Raw genomic sequence first — 18,339 nt, 5'->3', positions numbered from 1 at the left:
TACAATGACCCAACAGCAGTTTGTTCCAATTAAAACCTTTAGTTTGTCAGCGAGTATCGCAATTGTTCTCTTCTGTCACCCCGCCTTTGCCTTGAAAAAGGCTACATCACCTACAACGGCTCAAGGTCAAGATTCAGCCAACACCACCTTAGCCCAAAAACAGGACGATCGCGCTAATTCATCAGAGGAACCTCGATTTACCTGTCAGTTCATCGATGGTGATTACACTGTCATGTACAATCCAGAAAGTCAACCTGGTCAAGCTTATGCCTGGGCAACGCCTAGTGAGATGGGCGGTGGCTGGACTCCAGAAAGGCGCTGTAATGAAATTAGCCGACGTTTGGAATTCTATAGACCGGATGGCTTAGTGGAAATGCAAACAGCTAGAGAAAATAATTACAATATCATCTGCGTGACCACCGAAGAAGAGTCAGACTGTCGCATTGTCCTGACCGTACCAGATGGAGAAGATCCGACAGAGTTGCGCGATCGCGTCTTTGAAAACTTGACTGTTGCCGATAGCGGTCAATCTACAGATCCTATCCCAACATTCGTCAATGGGGATAGGAATTCTGATTTAATCAATCAGGTGTTAAATGAAGGTTTATCGGCTTTAGGCATTGGCAAAAATCAGAATAGCCATTCCGATGGCATCGATCTTAGACCATTCTTAGATGCGGCAGATGGCGGTACTGCCACTCAGCTAAATAACTCCCACCCAATCCGTACCCATCATCGGTTAAATCCAGATCGTTTTCGTTAATCAAAGGCTAGAGGCTTTCTTTGAGCGGTGCGTCTTCTTGCCTACTCATTATTAACTATAGTTACTGGAGACTTTGAAATAATTCTCCCCTATTATCAACCCCTAGGTATGCTATCCATTACTCACATATTTCTTAATATTTGTGATAGGAAGCGCTTATGTCTAGAAAAACCTGATTCGTCTCCGTCGGTTGAGTACCTTAAGATCAATACTAAGAAAATATAAAGCGCGAACCCTAACTAGTAAAGTATCAAAATATACCTACATCTACAGTTACTCTGGTTTCAGACTGATCCGTTGAGTTTTTTTTCTTGGTTTAGGCTCGATCGTTAAGCCTCAGTCATAATTAAAAAATATAGTACTAATCCAGTAAATATTTTAGACTTTATATCCCCATAGTCTGGCTCAATTATTAGTAAAAATTAACACATAAATTCTACGGATTATTTCCGATCTCCGCTTAGTTAGGAATGCTCGATTGGTAAATGAGCGCTGAATTGAGATAATCAGTTCTTCAAGGGGTTCATAGACTGAGGCATCCTAGCCTTGGCAGCTTTACTCACTATGTAAAGATTTATTAACTATTCTTGCAATAATGTTACGTTTTAACAAATGTCTTGAAGTAGAAATACTTATGTTGGACTCTGAGATAATATGAGTTCATTTACCGTAGGAGCTTTGTTCCCAACGATCGCAATCCACCGAGTTAACTGGATTTACCAGGTTAAATGTATCTATAAGTTGGCTGGGGAGTGTCAATTATATTAGTTGTCAGTAAATTTCGGTAAAGATGATGGGGATTAGTATGATTTGATACTCTTATTGTTCAAAAGCATAAGTAAATATTCGGAGAGTAAACGCGAAAAATACCATCTCGTAGCAATACAATAAAAAGAAACAATTATTTAGAGGAGGGCAGTTTTTTCATAAAAGATGAGTCATAGCAATACAAGTACAACAAAATTTACAGTTACTACACCTCTCTATTACGTTAACGGCTTACCCCATATTGGCAGCGCCTATACAACAATGGCAGCCGATGCGATCGCGCGTTTTGAACGGTTGCGGGGGAAATCGGTCATGTTTATTACCGGAACGGACGAACACGGACAAAAAATTCAGCGGACAGCAATGGAGAACGGTCTAGAACCGCAAGTCCATTGTGACAAGGTAGCGGCTGGATTCGATGCCCTCTGGCAAAAACTTAACATTCAATACGATCGCTTCAGCCGCACCACATCGGAGCGTCATGCAGCCATCGTTAAGGAGTTTTTTGGGCGGGTTTGGGAGAAAGGCGACATTTACTTAGGCGAACAAAAAGGCTGGTATTGTGTTTCCTGCGAGGAGTTTAAAGAGGAACGGGATCTCTTAGAGGGAAATCGCTGTCCCCTACACCCGAATAAGGAAGCCGAGTGGCGGGATGAGCAAAACTACTTCTTCCGCCTCTCCAAGTATCAAACCCAGCTAGAAACGCTTTACCAAAAACAACCGGATTTTATCCAACCGGAAAGCCGTCGTAATGAAGTCTTAAACTTTGTCAGCCAGGGACTTCAGGATTTCTCAATTTCTCGCGTTAATATGGATTGGGGGTTCCCTGTTCCTCTTGACCCAAACCATACCATTTACGTGTGGTTTGATGCCCTACTCGGCTATGTCACCCCTCTGCTAGAGCCGGATAGCGAACCAACCCTGGATAATGCCCTAAAAACCTGGTGGCCGATTCAATTACATCTGATTGGTAAAGATATTCTGAGATTTCATACGGTTTATTGGCCAGCCATGTTAATGTCAGCAGAACTACCAATGCCAGGTCGCGTGTTTGGTCATGGCTTTCTTACCAAGGATGGCCAGAAGATGGGGAAAAGCCTCGGCAATACCATCGATCCGGTCGAATTAGTAAATCAGTACGGTGCAGATGCAATTCGCTACTACTTTCTCAAAGAGATTGAATTTGGGAAGGATGGGGATTTTAATGAAACTCGTTTCATCGATATCTTGAATGCCGATTTAGCCAACGACTTGGGAAACTTGCTCAACCGAACATTGGGCATGGCGCACAAATACTGTCAAGGAAATGTGCCCCAGATAACAGATGATGATATTCCAGCCGATCATCCACTCAAGGAAATCGGATTAGAATTAGGCTCCCGCGTCGCATCAGCTTATGAAGCCCTAGCATTTAGTGCAGCTTGTAAAGAAATCTTTTCCTTGGTTCGATCCAGTAACAAATTTCTTGCCGATCGAGCGCCTTGGCGTTTGTACAAGGAAGGGAAACAACAAGAAGTTGAAAATGTGTTGTACACTGTCTTGGAATCCGTTAGACTAGCAGCCTATCTACTAGCTCCAATTATTCCCAGCATCAGTACCGATATTTACCAACAGCTAGGCTTTTCCATTGACTTTAATGAAAAAAACACCATTCAAGATTCTCTGAGCTATAGCAATCATGCTGTTTGGGGAATCTTAAGTTCAAATCAATCATTAAGCCAACCAAAACCAGTTTTTGCAAGACTGGAACAACGGTAATTTTGCTCCGTCACCTAATAAATAACTTAACCTAGTGACTGACCAAAACTCCAGATTATCGTGAAAGGAGGCATCCGCACATTTTTTACATAACAAATTGAGGAATAACAATCATGTTGAATAACTTTAGTTCAGATCCAATTTTTACCCCAGAACAAGTTTTAGAAAATCGCGGTAGAGTCGCTATTTTTATCGATGGTTCAAATCTGTTTTATGCTGCCCTACAACTGGGAATTGAAATCGATTATACCAAGCTGCTGGTTCGTTTAACAGCAGGATCGAGATTGCTGCGATCGTTCTTTTACACAGGGGTTGATCGCACAAATGAAAAGCAACAGGGCTTTTTACTCTGGATGCGCCGTAACGGATACCGAGTGATTGCTAAGGATTTGGTACAGCTTCCCGATGGCTCAAAAAAAGCTAATCTAGACGTGGAAATTGCTGTAGATATGATGGCATTAGTAGGTTCCTACGATACAGCGGTTCTCGTTAGTGGAGATGGGGATCTTGCTTATGCGGTGGATGCGGTTAGTTATCGTGGGGTTCGAGTTGAGGTAGTGAGTTTGCGCTCGATGACGAGTGATAGTTTAATTAATGTTGCGGATCGCTATATCGATCTAGAAACCATTCAAGAAACTATCCAAAAGACACATCGCCCACATATTGGCGCAAATAATAACAACGGTTACATCTACCGTCCTTTGTCCAGCCCCTTATCCATTGGTATGATGGACGAGCATGGAGATCCGTCAATTGGTCATTAGTAATTAGTTATTGGTTGTTTGTTATTGGTTATTTGTTGTTGGTTGTTGGTTATTTGTTGTTGGTTGTTGGTTGTTAATAATTGGTTATTTGTTGGTAAGGGGCTGAATAATTGCCTCAAAGTCAATTGTTGTAGAACAGGTGACACTAGCGATCGTATTTATTGTTTGAGGAAAAAGAAAAAACCAGCAACTAATAACAAATAACTAAAAACCAACAACCAACAACAAAATGGTTTTCAGCTTCAAACGATTTATAGTTTATTTCTTAACATTAGCCTTATTATCTGCCTGTCAATCTTCAACCCGCACCGAAAAAAAAATCCAAAAAGATACGGCAGCAACAGAAATTGAAGGGAGTCTTGTTTTTAACAATGTCACCCTGAATCAGGCAGATGAAAAAGGCAGTCCTTTATGGCAAGTGAAGGCAAAAAAAGCAACGTACATTAAAGACAAAAAAATTGCTAATATTGAACAACCAACTGGCGATTTATTCCAAGATGGTAAATTAGTCTTGCGCGTGTCAGCAGATAGTGGTGAAGTTCATGAAGATGGGGAAAAAGTATTGCTTAAAGGGCATATTATTGCCACAGACACCCGCAATGGCGCAGTATTAAACGGTGATGAGTTGGAGTGGTTTCCCAAACAAGATTTATTATGGGTGCGCAATAACTTGAAAGGTAGCCATCCTCAACTACAAGCCACAGGAAACGAAGGAAGATACTTTACTAGGCAGGAGCAGCTTGAATTGCAGGGGAAAGTGGCCGCAATTGCCAAAGATCCAGATTTGCAAATGAAAACAGAACATTTGATCTGGCAAATCAAAGACAAGAAGTTGATCGGAGATAAACGGATGCAAATGGAAAGGTATAAAGATAAGATTGTGACTGACAGAGTTGAGTCAGATCTTTCTGAATATAATCTGACAACTAAAATAGCTATTCTTAAACAAAATATTCAACTAACATCCATCGATCCTCCTCTATTAATTGCGAGTAATTCAGCTATTTGGGACGTAAAAGGTCAAACCGTACTTTCAGATCAACCTGTAAAAATTATCCATCAAAAAGAGCAAGTTGTAATTACCGGGAATCAGGGTAGAGTTGATTTGGTAAGACGAGTCGCCAATTTAACAGGCGGGGTTCAAGGTGTTGGGAGTCGCAACCAATCTCAACTCTACGCCACTCAAATGAGGTGGGATATTCCTACTCAAAATATCGACGCATCGGGTAATGTGATTTACAAACAATTAAATCCTCCCTTAAATGTGACTGGGGCAACTGCAAAGGGAAAACTTCAGGATCAAAGTATTGTTGTCAATAGTGGTGCTGGTAGTAGAGTAGTGACGGAAATTATTCCTTGAGAGGGGCTAGGGGCTAGGGGAGCAGGGGATTAGAATTTTAACTCCCCACTCCCCACTCCCCATTTAAGGCAAATCAAAAAGCTTGCTATCTGGCAGATTGCTAATGGCTCTTTGCAAATCTGCTAGTGCCCGATTGTAGTTAAGAATAGCAGTGAGTAAGCTAACTCGAGAACGAGTTAGCGCTGTTTGCTGATTAATCACATCGGTTTGAGTACCAACTCCAGCTTGAAAACGTAACCTTGCCAATCGTAAACTTTCTTCAGCTTGTTCAAGAGCCAAATTTGCCGTTTGAATATTTTCCTTATTAGCCCTTAAGTTGAAAAATGCTTGTTCCACCTGAAAGCGTACTTGGTTTCGCTGATTAGCAAAATTGGTTTCTGCGATCGCAATATTGGTTACTTCTTGTTTTGCTCTCGCTTTTGCTGCCCCACCATCGAAGAAATCCCACTGAAATCTTGCTCCTAAAGATAAGCCATCGGCTACACCATCATTATCATCCAACTGCCCCAAAATATCATAATTAGCAAAGACACTTAACTGTGGCTTATTCGCAGCTAGAGCAATTCGTTGCTGTTGTTGGCTGATAGTACGCTGTGCGAGTTGTTGTTCCAATTCAGCTCGATTTCTCAGAGCTAGGATAATGCTATCTTCCAGAGAAAGTTCCCATTCTCCTGCTACTTGAATTGGCTCGGCTGCCGATATTTCTAACTTCTGCGGCAAACTCAATAACTGGGCAATTTGCCGTCGATTAATTCGTTGCTGACGGATCGCATTTGTCAACTCTTGATTATTATTAGACAACTCAACCTGGGATTGCAAAACCTCAAATTTTGTCCCCAATCCTGCTTGTTCTAATAATTGAGCATCTCGCAAACTACGAGCCGCATCGTTCACGGCTGCTTGTCGAATTTCAACTTGAGCATCTGCATCTTGCAGATCGTAATAAGCACGAGTGACAGTTTGTCGTAAATCTTCCGATATTTTTTCTACTTCTAGTTGTTGGAACCGAACTTGTTCTTGTGCAGCGCGGATAGCTGCTGGCCGTCTTCCTGCGGTATAGGCATTGTAATTAAGTTGGAGGCTAGTATTAATGGTAGTTGAGGTATTATCATCAGTATTTCCGAAGGTTCTTTGCTGATTGGATAGTTCACTTTGGGCAGAATCATTGCGGCTAAATTGGGAAATAGCACTCACTGTGGGAAATTCAGCAGCTAAGGCTTCTTGGAGAGCTGACTGGGTTCTTTCTAAAGTCAGCCGTGCTGCTTGTAACTGTTGATTATTACGCCCTGCCAATTCTATCGCTTGTTTTAGGGTAATTGGCTGGGTATTTTGAATCTGAACTTCTTCTGTTTGGGTGGGAAAAAGTAAGGGATTAGGGCTGGGGTTAAATAAGTCTGGGGTGGGTGTTTTTGATCTTGAATCTGGTGGCGGTGCGGGATTATTGTTCGGGTTGATAAATTCTAGGGTAGGTGTTTCCGGGTTGGCTAGGGTTGGTAACTTAGGCACTGGCAGGGAGCCATCGGTTTCTAATTGGGATATAGGGATCTGGACAAGAGTATTTCCAGGAGGATTTGGTTGGGCAAGTGAGGGTAAATCTTGTGAGACACTAGGTTTGATATAGAGTAGTGCGATAGCGGTTCCCACACTGACAGCCAGGAAATAACGAATTTTTGGCATAATTTTTCAAATTTGGTCTTGAGTACTATTTGTAGGGGGCTAGAGCTTAAAAGGATCTGTCTTTTTGAGTTCAGGTGAAGTTGCACTTTGACTATAGTAATCAGAATTATCCCTGAATTGAGATACAGGAGATTGCAGGTTTATGAAGTACACCCCAGAAACCTACACCCCAGAAACCGGGTTTCTCTGTACCTCACATACCTAAAAATTGCTGTATATGACACACCAACGGACAACGATTTACCAGACAACGATTAGGATTGTAGCAGTTGCGTCTATCCACCCACAAGTAATTATACTGAGACGGTGGCAGGGATTGCGATCGCCCCTGATGACGGGCAAAAAGAATGAAAGTTGAGGTTAATGCGGAAGGCATCCAAAGCAACTCGCAAGCGCGATCGATCGTTTATAAGTATATATAGTTTATAATAATATTTCTATCTATTGATCCATCTGGTATTATCCTTGCCCACTTCAATCAGGACTAATTAGGAAAAAAGCTAATCTCTCATGTAAAATACTTCCCGCCTGAATTACCATGATTACTCAATCAGAATCACCCATTTCTCCTCGGCAAACATTGCCGACAATGTACGATTTACCCAGCGAAAATCCGGAGGAACCTGGCTTGCCTGACGAATTTCATTTATGGCAATCAATACTACTGGCATTGACTTTTATACCGATTAACTGGAATCCCAACCAAGTATTTAAAGCTTGCGATTTGAATCTCTATTATGATGTGAATCATCCCCAATGGTACAAGCGCCCAGATTGGTTTGGTGTTGTGGGAGTTGCTCGTTTGTATGAAGGGCACGATACTCGTTTGAGTTATGTGATTTGGCAGGAAAAAGTGAGTCCTTTTGTAGTAGTAGAATTATTATCTCCTGGCACGGAAGATGAAGATTTTGGTCGCACAGTGCCCAAAGCCGGAAATCCACCACCTAAGTGGCAGGTTTATGAGGAGATTTTGCAAGTTCCTTATTATGTAATTTTTAGTCGCTATACTAACGAGATTCACGCCTTTCATTTGACGGGTAATCGTTACGAAAATCTAACTTTAACAAACAATCGATTGTTGATGCCGGAATTAGGATTAAGTTTAGGATTGTGGCAGGGAAATTATGAAGGAGTTGAACGATTGTGGTTGCGGTGGTTGACAATTGAAGGAGAGTTAATTCCGATAGCTGTAGAGGAAGTGCAAGCTGCTGAGGAAAGGGCTATGGAAGCTGAAGAAAGAGCCATGGAAGCTCAAGAAAGAGCCATGGAAGCTCAAGAAAGAGCTATGGAAGCTCAAGAAAGAGCTGAAAAATTAGCAGCACGATTGCGAGAATTAGGGATTAATCCAGATGATTTGGACTAATTCGGAAAAAAGCTAATCTCTCATGTAAAATACTTCCCGCCTAAATTACCATGATTACCCAATCAGAATCACCCATTTCTCCTCGGCAAACATTGCCGACAATGTACGATTTACCCAGCGAAAATCCGGAGGAACCTGGCTTGCCTGACGAATTTCATTTATGGCAATCAATACTACTGGCATTGACTTTTATACCGATTAACTGGAATCCCAACCAAGTATTTAAAGCTTGCGATTTGAATCTCTATTATGATGTGAATCATCCCCAATGGTACAAGCGCCCAGATTGGTTTGGTGTTGTGGGAGTTGCTCGTTTGTATGAAGGGCACGATACTCGTTTGAGTTATGTGATTTGGCAGGAAAAAGTGAGTCCTTTTGTAGTAGTAGAATTATTATCTCCTGGCACGGAAGATGAAGATTTTGGTCGCACAGTGCCCAAAGCCGGAAATCCACCACCTAAGTGGCAGGTTTATGAGGAGATTTTGCAAGTTCCTTATTATGTAATTTTTAGTCGCTATACTAACGAGATTCACGCCTTTCATTTGACGGGTAATCGTTACGAAAATCTAACTTTAACAAACAATCGATTGTTGATGCCGGAATTAGGATTAAGTTTAGGATTGTGGCAGGGAAATTATGAAGGAGTTGAACGATTGTGGTTGCGGTGGTTGACAATTGAAGGAGAGTTAATTCCGATAGCTGTAGAGGAAGTGCAAGCTGCTGAGGAAAGGGCTATGGAAGCTGAAGAAAGAGCCATGGAAGCTCAAGAAAGAGCCTGGGCTGATCGAGAAAGAGCTATCGAAGCTGAGTCAAGAGCTTTGTCAGAGCGACAACGCGCTATCGAAGCTGAGTCAAGAGCTTCGGAAGAACGAGAACGCGCTATTGAAGCTCAAGAAAGAGCTGAAAAATTAGCAGCACGATTGCGAGAATTGGGGATTAATCCAGATGATTTGGAGCAGTAGGGTTCGTCGCTCGTAATACACCCTACAGATATTGGGAATGGTGCGTTAGCTTTCGCATAACGCACCCTACAGATATAGAAAATGGGAAGTGATAAAAATGACTAATTCTCATCAACGCTGGCAATTCTGGATCGATCGTGGTGGTACTTTCACCGACATTGTAGCACGTCATCCCAATGGACAATTAATCGTTCATAAGCTACTCTCAGAAAATCCTGAACGCTACACCGATGCACCCATTCAAGGTATCCGAGATTTGATGGGAATTCCGGCTAATTTACCCATTCCTTCTGAACAGATTGAAGTAGTCAAAATGGGAACCACAGTAGCAACAAATGCACTATTGGAAAGAAAAGGCGATCGCACTGTTTTATTGATTACCAAAGGTTTCCGAGATGCCCTCCGCATCGGCTATCAAAATCGCCCCAACATCTTCGCCCGTCATATTATATTACCAGAAATGCTCTACGAACGGGTAATTGAAGTAGAAGAACGTTACAGTGCCCATGGTGAAGAATTAATTCCTCTAAATATAGAAGATACTCGTCGAGATTTACAAGCAGCTTACGATACTGGTATTCGCAGTTGTGCCATTATTTTCATCCACGGCTATCGTTATCCCACCCACGAAAAAGAAATAGGAAACCTAGCCCAAACTATCGGTTTCACCCAAATTTCTGTATCCCACCAAGTTAGCCCCTTAATGAAATTAGTCAGTCGGGGCGATACCACCGTAGTTGATGCCTATTTATCCCCCATTTTGCGGCGGTATGTAGATAGAGTTAGCAGTCAATTATCAAAAACCAATGAACAAACAACCAACAACCAAAAACAAACAACCAATCTAATGTTCATGCAATCCAACGGTGGATTAACAGACGCAAAACAATTTCAAGGAAAAGATAGCATCTTATCTGGGCCAGCAGGAGGGATAGTTGGTGCAGTACAAACCAGTTTAATTGCAGGATTTAATCGCATTATTACCTTCGATATGGGCGGCACTTCTACCGATGTTGCTCATTATAATGGGGAATACGAACGAACCTTTGAAACAGAAGTAGCAGGAGTACGAATACGAACTCCTATGATGTCCATCCATACCGTCGCTGCTGGGGGAGGTTCTATTGTAGATTTTGATGGTGCGCGTTATCGAGTTGGACCAGAATCAGCGGGGGCAAATCCTGGCCCAGCTTGTTATCGTCGAGGCGGATTATTAACAGTAACCGATAGTAATGTGATGGTGGGTAAATTGCATCCAGAATTCTTTCCCCAGGTGTTTGGTATTAATGGGAATTTGCCATTAGATGGGGATGTGGTACGGCAAAAATTTACAGAATTAGCCAGAGAAATTGGCGATGGGAGAACACCAGAAAAGGTAGCGGCTGGATTTTTAGCGATCGCAGTTGATAAAATGGCGAATGCGATTAAAAAAATCTCCCTGCAACGCGGTTATGATGTATCGGAATATACACTGTGTTGCTTTGGCGGTGCGGGGGGACAACATGCTTGTGCGATCGCAGATGCACTGGGGATGAAGCAGGTATTCATTCATCCTTATGCTGGAGTATTATCAGCTTATGGTATGGGTTTGGCTGATGTACGGGTATTGCGGGAACAGGCGGTGGAAGCAAGGTTGACGGAGGAGTTAGTGTCCAGTTTGCAGAAGATATTGGCAGATTTGGCACGAGAGGCTGAGGTCAAAATTACTACCGGAGATGGACGAGAATTAACGGAGATAGATAAGCTGGAAATTATTCGCAAGGTATATTTAAAATATGAGGGGACAGACTCATCTTTAATTGTCGATTTTAATAATGTGGTACAGATGCGTCAGGATTTTGAGGAGGCGCATCGACAGCAGTATGGGTTTATTATTCCAGAGAAAGGGCTAATTGTGGAAGCAATTTCCGTAGAAGTAATAAGTCAGATGGATGTACCGGAAGAACCGATAATTCAGCGCCACTCAAATGAACCACCTCAACCTGTAGCAAAAGTTCAGATGTATACGGGAGGTAAATGGCAAGAAACCCCAGTATTTCAACGAGAAAACTTGCAACCAGGAGATAATATTGCTGCACCTGCAATAATTATCGAAGCCACAGGAACAAATATCATCGAACCCGGATGGCAAGGAGAATTAACCCAAAGAAACCATTTAATCTTAAAATCCGTAGCGCAGCCGTCTCGGCTGCGACTCAAAGATTCAGCAAATACAATAAATCCAAAATCCCCAGATCCAGTAATATTAGAAATATTCAACAACCTATTTCGTTCCATTGCCGAACAAATGGGAACCACATTACAAAATACCAGTTACTCAGTAAATATCAAAGAACGTTTAGATTTCTCCTGTGCTATTTTCGATGGAGAAGGAGAATTAGTCGCAAATGCCCCTCATATTCCCGTACATTTAGGTTCCATGAGTGAAAGTGTCCGTAGTTTAATTACAGAATGCGGGAATAATATTAAACCGGGAGATGTTTATGCTATTAATAATCCCTATAATGGGGGTACTCATTTACCAGATATAACTGTAATTACTCCGGTTTTTCTGGAAGATAGTGAAGTAACAGAAGTTATCTCTACACCAGAATTGGATATTGATTTTAACGCAAAGGAACGCAAAGGGGTGCGCAAAGGTACGCAAAGTTTTCTTGATTCTTCCCCACTCCCCATTTTCTACGTTGCTTCGCGGGGACATCATGCTGATATTGGTGGTATTACTCCGGGTTCCATGCCACCGGATAGTACTAATGTGGAAGAAGAGGGGATTTTAATTGATAATTTTAAGTTAGTGGCAGGAGGGGAATTCAGAGAAACTGAATTAACTCAACTTCTGACTTCCGGTACTTATCCGGTGCGGAATATTACTCAAAATATTGCTGATTTACAAGCACAAATTGCGGCTAATAAAAAAGGTGTAGAAGAATTACGGCGGATGGTAGGGCAATATGGGTTAGATACTGTCCAAGCTTATATGGGTTATGTCCAAGATAATGCGGAAGAGTCAGTCAGGCAAGTGATTAGTATCCTCAAAGATGGCAATTTTAGTTATGAATTGGATACGGGTGGCAAAATTCAAGTCGCAATTACGATAGATAAGCATAATCGCCGTGCCAAAATAGATTTTACTGGCACTTCTCCTCAATTACCCAATAATTTTAATGCCCCATCAGCGGTATGTAAAGCCGCCGTACTTTATGTTTTTCGTACCTTAGTTGATGATGATATTCCTCTGAATGCAGGTTGTCTTAAACCTCTCGATATTATTATTCCGGAAGGTTGTATGTTAAATCCCATTTATCCCGCTGCTGTAGTAGCGGGAAATGTGGAAACTTCCCAAGCAATTACTGATACTTTATATGGGGCATTGGGAGTGATGGCAGCTTCTCAGGGAACCATGAATAATTTTACATTTGGTAATGAGAGGTATCAATATTATGAAACCATTTGTGGTGGTTCCGGTGCAGGTGCAGATTTTGATGGTACGGATGCGGTACATACCCACATGACAAATTCTCGTTTAACTGATCCCGAAGTGTTGGAATGGCGCTTTCCGGTTTTGTTAGAAAGCTTTAGTATTCGCCCCGATAGTGGGGGTAAAGGACATCATTGTGGGGGGAATGGAGTAATTCGGAGAATTCGGTTTTTGGAACCGATGACAGCAGCAATTTTATCTGGACATCGGGTTATTTCACCTTTTGGTTTGCAGGGGGGTGAATGTGGTGTTGTGGGGAAAAATTATGTGGAAAGGAAGGATGGAAATATTGATAAATTGGGGAGTACGGCGGTTGTGGAAATGAATGTGGGAGATGTGTTTGGAATTGAGACTCCTGGGGGTGGGGGGTATGGGGAATTGTCGGAGGAATGGTAAAATCTAAATACAAGTGATGCCTAGGGCGAACTTGGCTTAATCAAAATTTAAGCTATCTAGGAGCAATTATGAGTGGTAGTTCTTTTTTCGATGAATCTAAAGACCAATCTTTGGTAAAAGCTGAAATAGTTGCTAAATATTTCTTTGCTTGGGCAAAGGTAATTATTCCCCAAGCAAAGAAAAGGGGAGAAAAAATTGCCTATGTCGATTTGTTTTCTGGTCCAGGTCGATATAAAGACGGTTCTAAGTCTACCCCATTACTTATTTTAGAACGTGCGATCGCAGATCCAGATATGCGACAGATGCTGATAACCATCTTTAATGATAAAGACTCAAATAATACCCAGTCTCTCCAACAAGCCATAGACTCGATTCCAGATATAGATCAATTAACAAACAAGCCAGTAGTTCTAAATATGGATGTTGGAAAAAAAATATTACAGAGGTTTGGAGAAAGTTGCTCTATTCCCACACTCTTTTTTATCGATCCTTGGGGTTACAAGGGCTTATCCCTCAGACTCATCGGCTCATCGATAATGAATTGGGGATGTGATTGCATCTTTTTCTTCAACTATAACCGAATTAATATGGGTTTAAATAATAAGGCTGTAAAGGAACACATGAATTCTCTTTTCGGTGAAAAAAGTGCTGATACTCTGCGAGAACAACTCCAACCCATGGAGCCTTCTGAACGCGAGTTAACTATTACAGAGGCTATCTGCCAATCTATTAAAGAAATAGGCGGTACTTTTCCTTTGCCATTTCGCTTCAAACATGCTACTGGTAAGCGGACTAGCCATCATCTTATTTTTGTATCTAAGAATGTCCGTGGTTACTCGATTATGAAAGAGATTATGGCAAAAGAAAGCTCTAGTAAAGAACAAGGTGTACCCTGTTTTGAGTACGATCCTGCCACTATATGTCAACCTTTACTTTTCGAGTATTCCCGACCCCTTGACGACCTAGCAGATATGTTATTAGATAAATTTGCAGGTCAAACTTTAACTATGGTAGAGGTTTATAACCAACATCATATTGGCAAGCGCTACATCAAGAAAAACTACAAGGAAATCCTCTTAAAACTAGAGGCTGAGGGGAAAATCACAGCTAATCCAGTGAAACGTAGAAAAAAAACATTTGGGGATGATGTTGAAGTTACATTCCCACCTAAGCAGTCATAGCTGCTTTATTCGATCTACGGAATCCTCCCACAGAGTATCTTTCCCATTTTTTTCTATGCTGTTCCCAAGCTTCGGGCATTTCATCCCAGATTTTATCATCCAAACTTCGTCCACCAGCTTTTGGAGTTCTACCACCCCACTGCTTAAAGAAAAAAGCCACCTCAGCATTCTGACATTGCTCCCGAATACTCCTAACCCATTCTTCTTTAATAGGACGATGTTTTAAACCAGACTCTCCCCCAACAATTACCCAGTGAATATCTGTCAAATTTAATTCTAAAGGACCTAAAAGCGGTTCGCATGAAAGAAAGCGTACATTTGCAGGTACTTGTCGCAAGCAATCAACACGATCGACGTAATTTTGATTTTCGACAGATACACCCATCCAAATATTTTTATGCCACTCTAATTCAGGTGCTAACTCCACTAAACGCTGATGCCTTTTGGTCAGAATTTGATAGATGTGCTGAGGTGTTTTGCCCATCACATCGAAAACTTTTTTGAGAAATTCCAGAGGGACTTCTTCATGAAAAAGATCGCTCATTGAGTTGACAAATATACGACTTGGTTTGCGCCAATGGGTAGGTTCTTCTAAGCGATTTTCGTGCAGCGTCAATTCAAATCCATTCTTGAAATTCTGAGGAAAACGCTTGGTTAGTGCTTCAGCATAACAGTGCGTGCAACCTGGACTGACTTTATTGCAGCCAGTAGTAGGATTCCAAGTTCTGTCGGTCCATTCAATACCAGTATTAATGCTTGCCATATCCTCATTTTACCACCATAATGGCTGGTTTTACTTTCAGTGTATTGATTTATTGTAATACAAATAGTCTATATGTTGCTTGCTTTCTTGTCTATTAAATTTAAGGAAACAAGTGTTATAGTCAATTAACGAGTTATACTTATAAGTATAAGTGCGGGCTAGCCGCTAAATATCCCGAGGATAAAACATTATGACAGAAATTATTTTCTTGGTAGAAGACGATCCTGAAGGTGGTTATACAGCCAGAGCGATTGGTGAGTCTATTTTTACTCAGGCTGACAGTATTAAAGAACTACAACAATTGCTAAGAGATGCAGTTCATTGTCATTATCCTGATGAGGCAACTCGTCCTAAATTGATTCGGCAACTATTCATCTTCTATAACAATGTTTCTCCACTGAATTTCTCCTATGAAAATCTTTAAACTTGGATTGAGCGAATATTTTTTCATTAACACCTTGTTTTTGCAATAGTCTCTGGAAATAAAATCATAATCAGCATAAGGTTTATTAATACCTCTTTTAAGCTGACGTTTTAATCTATCAAAACACCATTTAGTTTGTGCGGCTTGTTTATTATCTGTGTGATAAAGTGGAAGTAGCCAACATTCCATTGAATGTACGGAAATAGCAAAAATTATTTTCTCCTCGTACTGACTATAAAATTCCTCACCAATTAGTCTCTTAAACTTTTCTACTACTTTCTCAATCAATTGTTCAGGATTCAACTCTTCTTCATCTTGATACTTAGAAATGTTGTAATTAATTTCTTCTGATACATCAGTATCTATCTGAATGATTAAATATTCATTAAACTGGAATGCTTCCCTAAATTTACTAGAGGCACAATATTGAAATACTTTTAACCAATTACTGTAATTTTCTACCCTGTATCGATCTGTTTCATCCCTAAGAGGTAGTAGGGTATTTACTACAAGATCTGGATTATTAAAATATCCAATTAAAATATTTTCAATAGCGATCGCCTCCAATATATTGCTTTTTTCTGAACCATTTTCACCAATTAATACTGTAACTCTGCCCAGATTTAATTTAAGCTTTTGAATGGATTTGTAGTTTTCTATTTTAATTTCTCGAATCATACAACAATATCCTCATTTCTGTGCGATCGCTCTGCTAACTCTTCCCATTTTTTTATACACTCATCCCGATCTTGCACCAGTTTACCAAAGTTAGGCAACAGAGCTAAAACTTGGTATTTCCCTACCGCCGATCGTAGTTTAACAATACTTTGCCGATTGGGGTGAGACGCGATCGCATCGCTCCTGCCGAAGGCAATCCCAAGCAGGGTAGGGCGGGTTTTCGCTCATATTGTCTGGTAAAACAACCAAGATTATCCCCAAACCGCCCCTACAGCCAACACTCTAACGATAAAATAGAGATCAATATTACTACCGTCATTGGGCGGTAGCCAAGCCAATCGCACGAGTTATCAAACATCTATGACAACTGCTGCACCCGTAAAAACTCAGTACGAAGCCATCATTGGTTTAGAAACCCACTGTCAGCTAAGTACCAAAACGAAGATTTTCTCCCATTCCTCTACAGAATTTGGCGGAACCCCGAATACCAATATCGATCCCATTTGCTTAGGATTACCTGGTGTATTACCCGTACTAAATGAAAAAGTACTAGAATACGCTGTCAAAGCAGGTTTAGCAATTAATTGCCAGATTTCACCCTACAGCAAATTTGATCGGAAGCAGTATTTTTATCCCGACTTACCCAAAAATTATCAGATTTCTCAGTACGATTTACCCATTGCTGAACATGGGTGGTTGGAAATAGAAATACCTGATAAAGAAGGAAGTGCTATCCGCAAGAAAATTGGCATTACCCGTTTGCACATGGAGGAAGATGCCGGAAAATTAGTTCATGCTGGTAGTGACGGGATTTCTGGTTCTGCTTACTCTTTAGTAGATTATAATCGTGCTGGTATCGCTCTAATTGAAATAGTATCAGAACCTGATTTGCGATCCGGCGAAGAAGCAGCAGCTTATGGTGAGGAAATACGTCGGATTGTACGTTACATCGGTGTTAGTGATGGTAACATGCAAGAAGGTTCCCTACGCTGCGATGTGAATATTTCCGTTCGCCCAGTTGGACAAGAAAAGTTCGGGACGAAAGTGGAAATTAAAAATATGAACTCTTTCACTGCTATTCAAAAGGCGATTGAATACGAAATCGAACGCCAAATTGCCGCAGTTGAAGCCGGAGAACCGATTTTTCAAGAAACTCGACTTTGGGAAGAAGGCTCTCAGCGTACTATTAGTATGCGGAGCAAGGAAGGCTCGAGCGATTATCGCTATTTTCCGGAACCAGATTTACCGCCAATTGAAGTATCAAAAGAGCAATTACAGCAATGGTATAGCGAATTACCGGAGCTTCCTGCCCAAAAACGGCATCGCTATGAAACAGATTTGGGGCTTTCTCCTTATGATACCCGCGTTCTCACCGACGATCGCCAAGTGGCAGAATATTTTGAAACGGCGATCGCAACTGGCGTAAATGCCAAACAAGCGGCAAACTGGGTAATGGGCGATATTGCGGCTTATCTCAATAATGAAAAATTAGCCATTACTGAGATAGCCCTGAAGCCAGAAACTCTGGCAGAATTAATTTATTTGATTGAAGATGGCACAATTAGTGGTAAAATAGCCAAGGATATTCTACCGGAACTTCTCACTCAAGGAGGTTCGACGAAAGAACTGGTTGAACGGAAGGGATTAATCCAAATCTCTGATACTAGTCAACTAGAAGCCATGATTGATGAAATCATCGCCGCCCATCCCAAGGAATTAGCAGATTATCGCGCTGGCAAAACCAAGCTCCAAGGTTTCTTTGTCGGACAAGTGATGAAAAAAAGTAGTGGACGTGCCGATCCTAAACTAACTAACCAAATTTTGGGTAAAAAGTTGAATGGTTAAGGGCTAGGGGGCAGGGGAGGAGTTTCAATTCCCCACTCTCCACTCTCGTAACAAATCTTTACAAAAAATACTTCAATAGGGGGTGACACCCCTCACTCTGATGATGCTATACTATGTTAAGTAGATGCACCCTGATGATCGGGAGAGCCACCTAAGTGA

The 18,339-nt window shown here is 41.3% G+C and carries 14 protein-coding genes; 11 read left to right on the top strand and 3 right to left on the bottom strand.

Annotated features, from left to right (window positions below; genetic code table 11):
- The 4 genes from NJ959_RS11555 to lptC form a co-directional block, all read left to right on the top strand.
- Positions 1 to 763, top strand: a 763-nt coding sequence (locus NJ959_RS11555) for a COP23 domain-containing protein (RefSeq protein WP_373693646.1), incomplete at its 5' end; no start/stop codon positions are given.
- A gap of 933 nt (positions 764 to 1,696) precedes the next feature.
- Positions 1,697 to 3,289, top strand: coding sequence for a methionine--tRNA ligase (gene metG, locus NJ959_RS11550; RefSeq protein ID WP_254011903.1), 1,593 nt, complete (start codon positions 1,697 to 1,699; stop codon positions 3,287 to 3,289).
- Between the two features lie 113 nt (positions 3,290 to 3,402).
- Positions 3,403 to 4,053, top strand: coding sequence for a LabA-like NYN domain-containing protein (locus NJ959_RS11545; RefSeq protein ID WP_254011902.1), 651 nt, complete (start codon positions 3,403 to 3,405; stop codon positions 4,051 to 4,053).
- A 229-nt stretch (positions 4,054 to 4,282) separates the two neighbouring features.
- On the top strand, positions 4,283 to 5,413 hold the full coding sequence (gene lptC / locus NJ959_RS11540) for an LPS export ABC transporter periplasmic protein LptC (protein ID WP_254011901.1): 1,131 nt from the start codon (positions 4,283 to 4,285) through the stop codon (positions 5,411 to 5,413).
- A 63-nt stretch (positions 5,414 to 5,476) separates the two neighbouring features.
- On the opposite strand, the gene NJ959_RS11535 is transcribed toward lptC, so the two are convergent.
- Positions 5,477 to 7,090 carry a TolC family protein gene (locus tag NJ959_RS11535; RefSeq protein WP_254011900.1) on the bottom strand — a complete coding sequence of 538 codons (1,614 nt, stop codon included), beginning with the start codon at positions 7,088 to 7,090 and terminating at the stop codon, positions 5,477 to 5,479.
- A gap of 217 nt (positions 7,091 to 7,307) precedes the next feature.
- Here NJ959_RS11535 and NJ959_RS11530 point away from each other — a divergent pair, with 217 nt between their 5' ends.
- The 5 genes from NJ959_RS11530 to NJ959_RS11510 all read left to right on the top strand — a co-directional run bounded on the left by NJ959_RS11530 (position 7,308) and on the right by NJ959_RS11510 (position 14,470).
- On the top strand, positions 7,308 to 7,448 hold the full coding sequence (locus NJ959_RS11530) for a hypothetical protein (protein ID WP_254011899.1): 141 nt from the start codon (positions 7,308 to 7,310) through the stop codon (positions 7,446 to 7,448).
- Positions 7,449 to 7,628: 180 nt separating this feature from the next.
- Positions 7,629 to 8,453, top strand: coding sequence for a Uma2 family endonuclease (locus tag NJ959_RS11525; protein ID WP_254011898.1), 825 nt, complete (start codon positions 7,629 to 7,631; stop codon positions 8,451 to 8,453).
- A gap of 50 nt (positions 8,454 to 8,503) precedes the next feature.
- On the top strand, positions 8,504 to 9,415 hold the full coding sequence (locus NJ959_RS11520; protein WP_254011897.1) for a Uma2 family endonuclease: 912 nt from the start codon (positions 8,504 to 8,506) through the stop codon (positions 9,413 to 9,415).
- A 97-nt stretch (positions 9,416 to 9,512) separates the two neighbouring features.
- The gene (locus NJ959_RS11515; RefSeq protein WP_254011896.1) at positions 9,513 to 13,289 is read left to right on the top strand and encodes a hydantoinase B/oxoprolinase family protein; all 3,777 of its coding nucleotides are present in this window, start codon (positions 9,513 to 9,515) and stop codon (positions 13,287 to 13,289) included.
- 68 nt (positions 13,290 to 13,357) lie between these two features.
- The gene (locus NJ959_RS11510; protein ID WP_254011895.1) at positions 13,358 to 14,470 is read left to right on the top strand and encodes a three-Cys-motif partner protein TcmP; all 1,113 of its coding nucleotides are present in this window, start codon (positions 13,358 to 13,360) and stop codon (positions 14,468 to 14,470) included.
- Here NJ959_RS11510 and NJ959_RS11505 read toward each other — a convergent pair.
- On the bottom strand, positions 14,457 to 15,233 hold the full coding sequence (locus NJ959_RS11505) for a DUF5131 family protein (RefSeq protein WP_254011894.1): 777 nt from the start codon (positions 15,231 to 15,233) through the stop codon (positions 14,457 to 14,459). The genes NJ959_RS11510 and NJ959_RS11505 overlap by 14 nt on opposite strands.
- Positions 15,234 to 15,423: 190 nt before the next feature.
- On the opposite strand from NJ959_RS11505, the gene NJ959_RS11500 reads away from it, so the two are divergent.
- Positions 15,424 to 15,657, top strand: coding sequence for a 2-oxoisovalerate dehydrogenase (locus NJ959_RS11500; RefSeq protein ID WP_254011893.1), 234 nt, complete (start codon positions 15,424 to 15,426; stop codon positions 15,655 to 15,657).
- Here NJ959_RS11500 and NJ959_RS11495 read toward each other — a convergent pair.
- Entirely contained in the window at positions 15,601 to 16,335 is a 735-nt protein-coding gene (locus NJ959_RS11495) for an AAA family ATPase (RefSeq protein WP_254011892.1), read from the bottom strand. The genes NJ959_RS11500 and NJ959_RS11495 overlap by 57 nt on opposite strands.
- A 360-nt stretch (positions 16,336 to 16,695) precedes the next feature.
- Between NJ959_RS11495 and gatB the strand changes: the two genes are divergently transcribed.
- Positions 16,696 to 18,180: an Asp-tRNA(Asn)/Glu-tRNA(Gln) amidotransferase subunit GatB gene (gene gatB, locus NJ959_RS11490; RefSeq protein ID WP_254011891.1), complete on the top strand. Its 1,485-nt coding sequence runs from the start codon at positions 16,696 to 16,698 to the stop codon at positions 18,178 to 18,180.
- The last annotated feature ends 159 nt before the right edge of the window (positions 18,181 to 18,339 follow it).

The sequence above is a fragment of the Limnofasciculus baicalensis BBK-W-15 genome (genome assembly GCF_024178385.1).
Taxonomy (GTDB): Bacteria; Cyanobacteriota; Cyanobacteriia; order Cyanobacteriales; family Coleofasciculaceae; genus Limnofasciculus; species Limnofasciculus baicalensis.
This window is presented reverse-complemented; position numbering and strand designations above follow the sequence as displayed.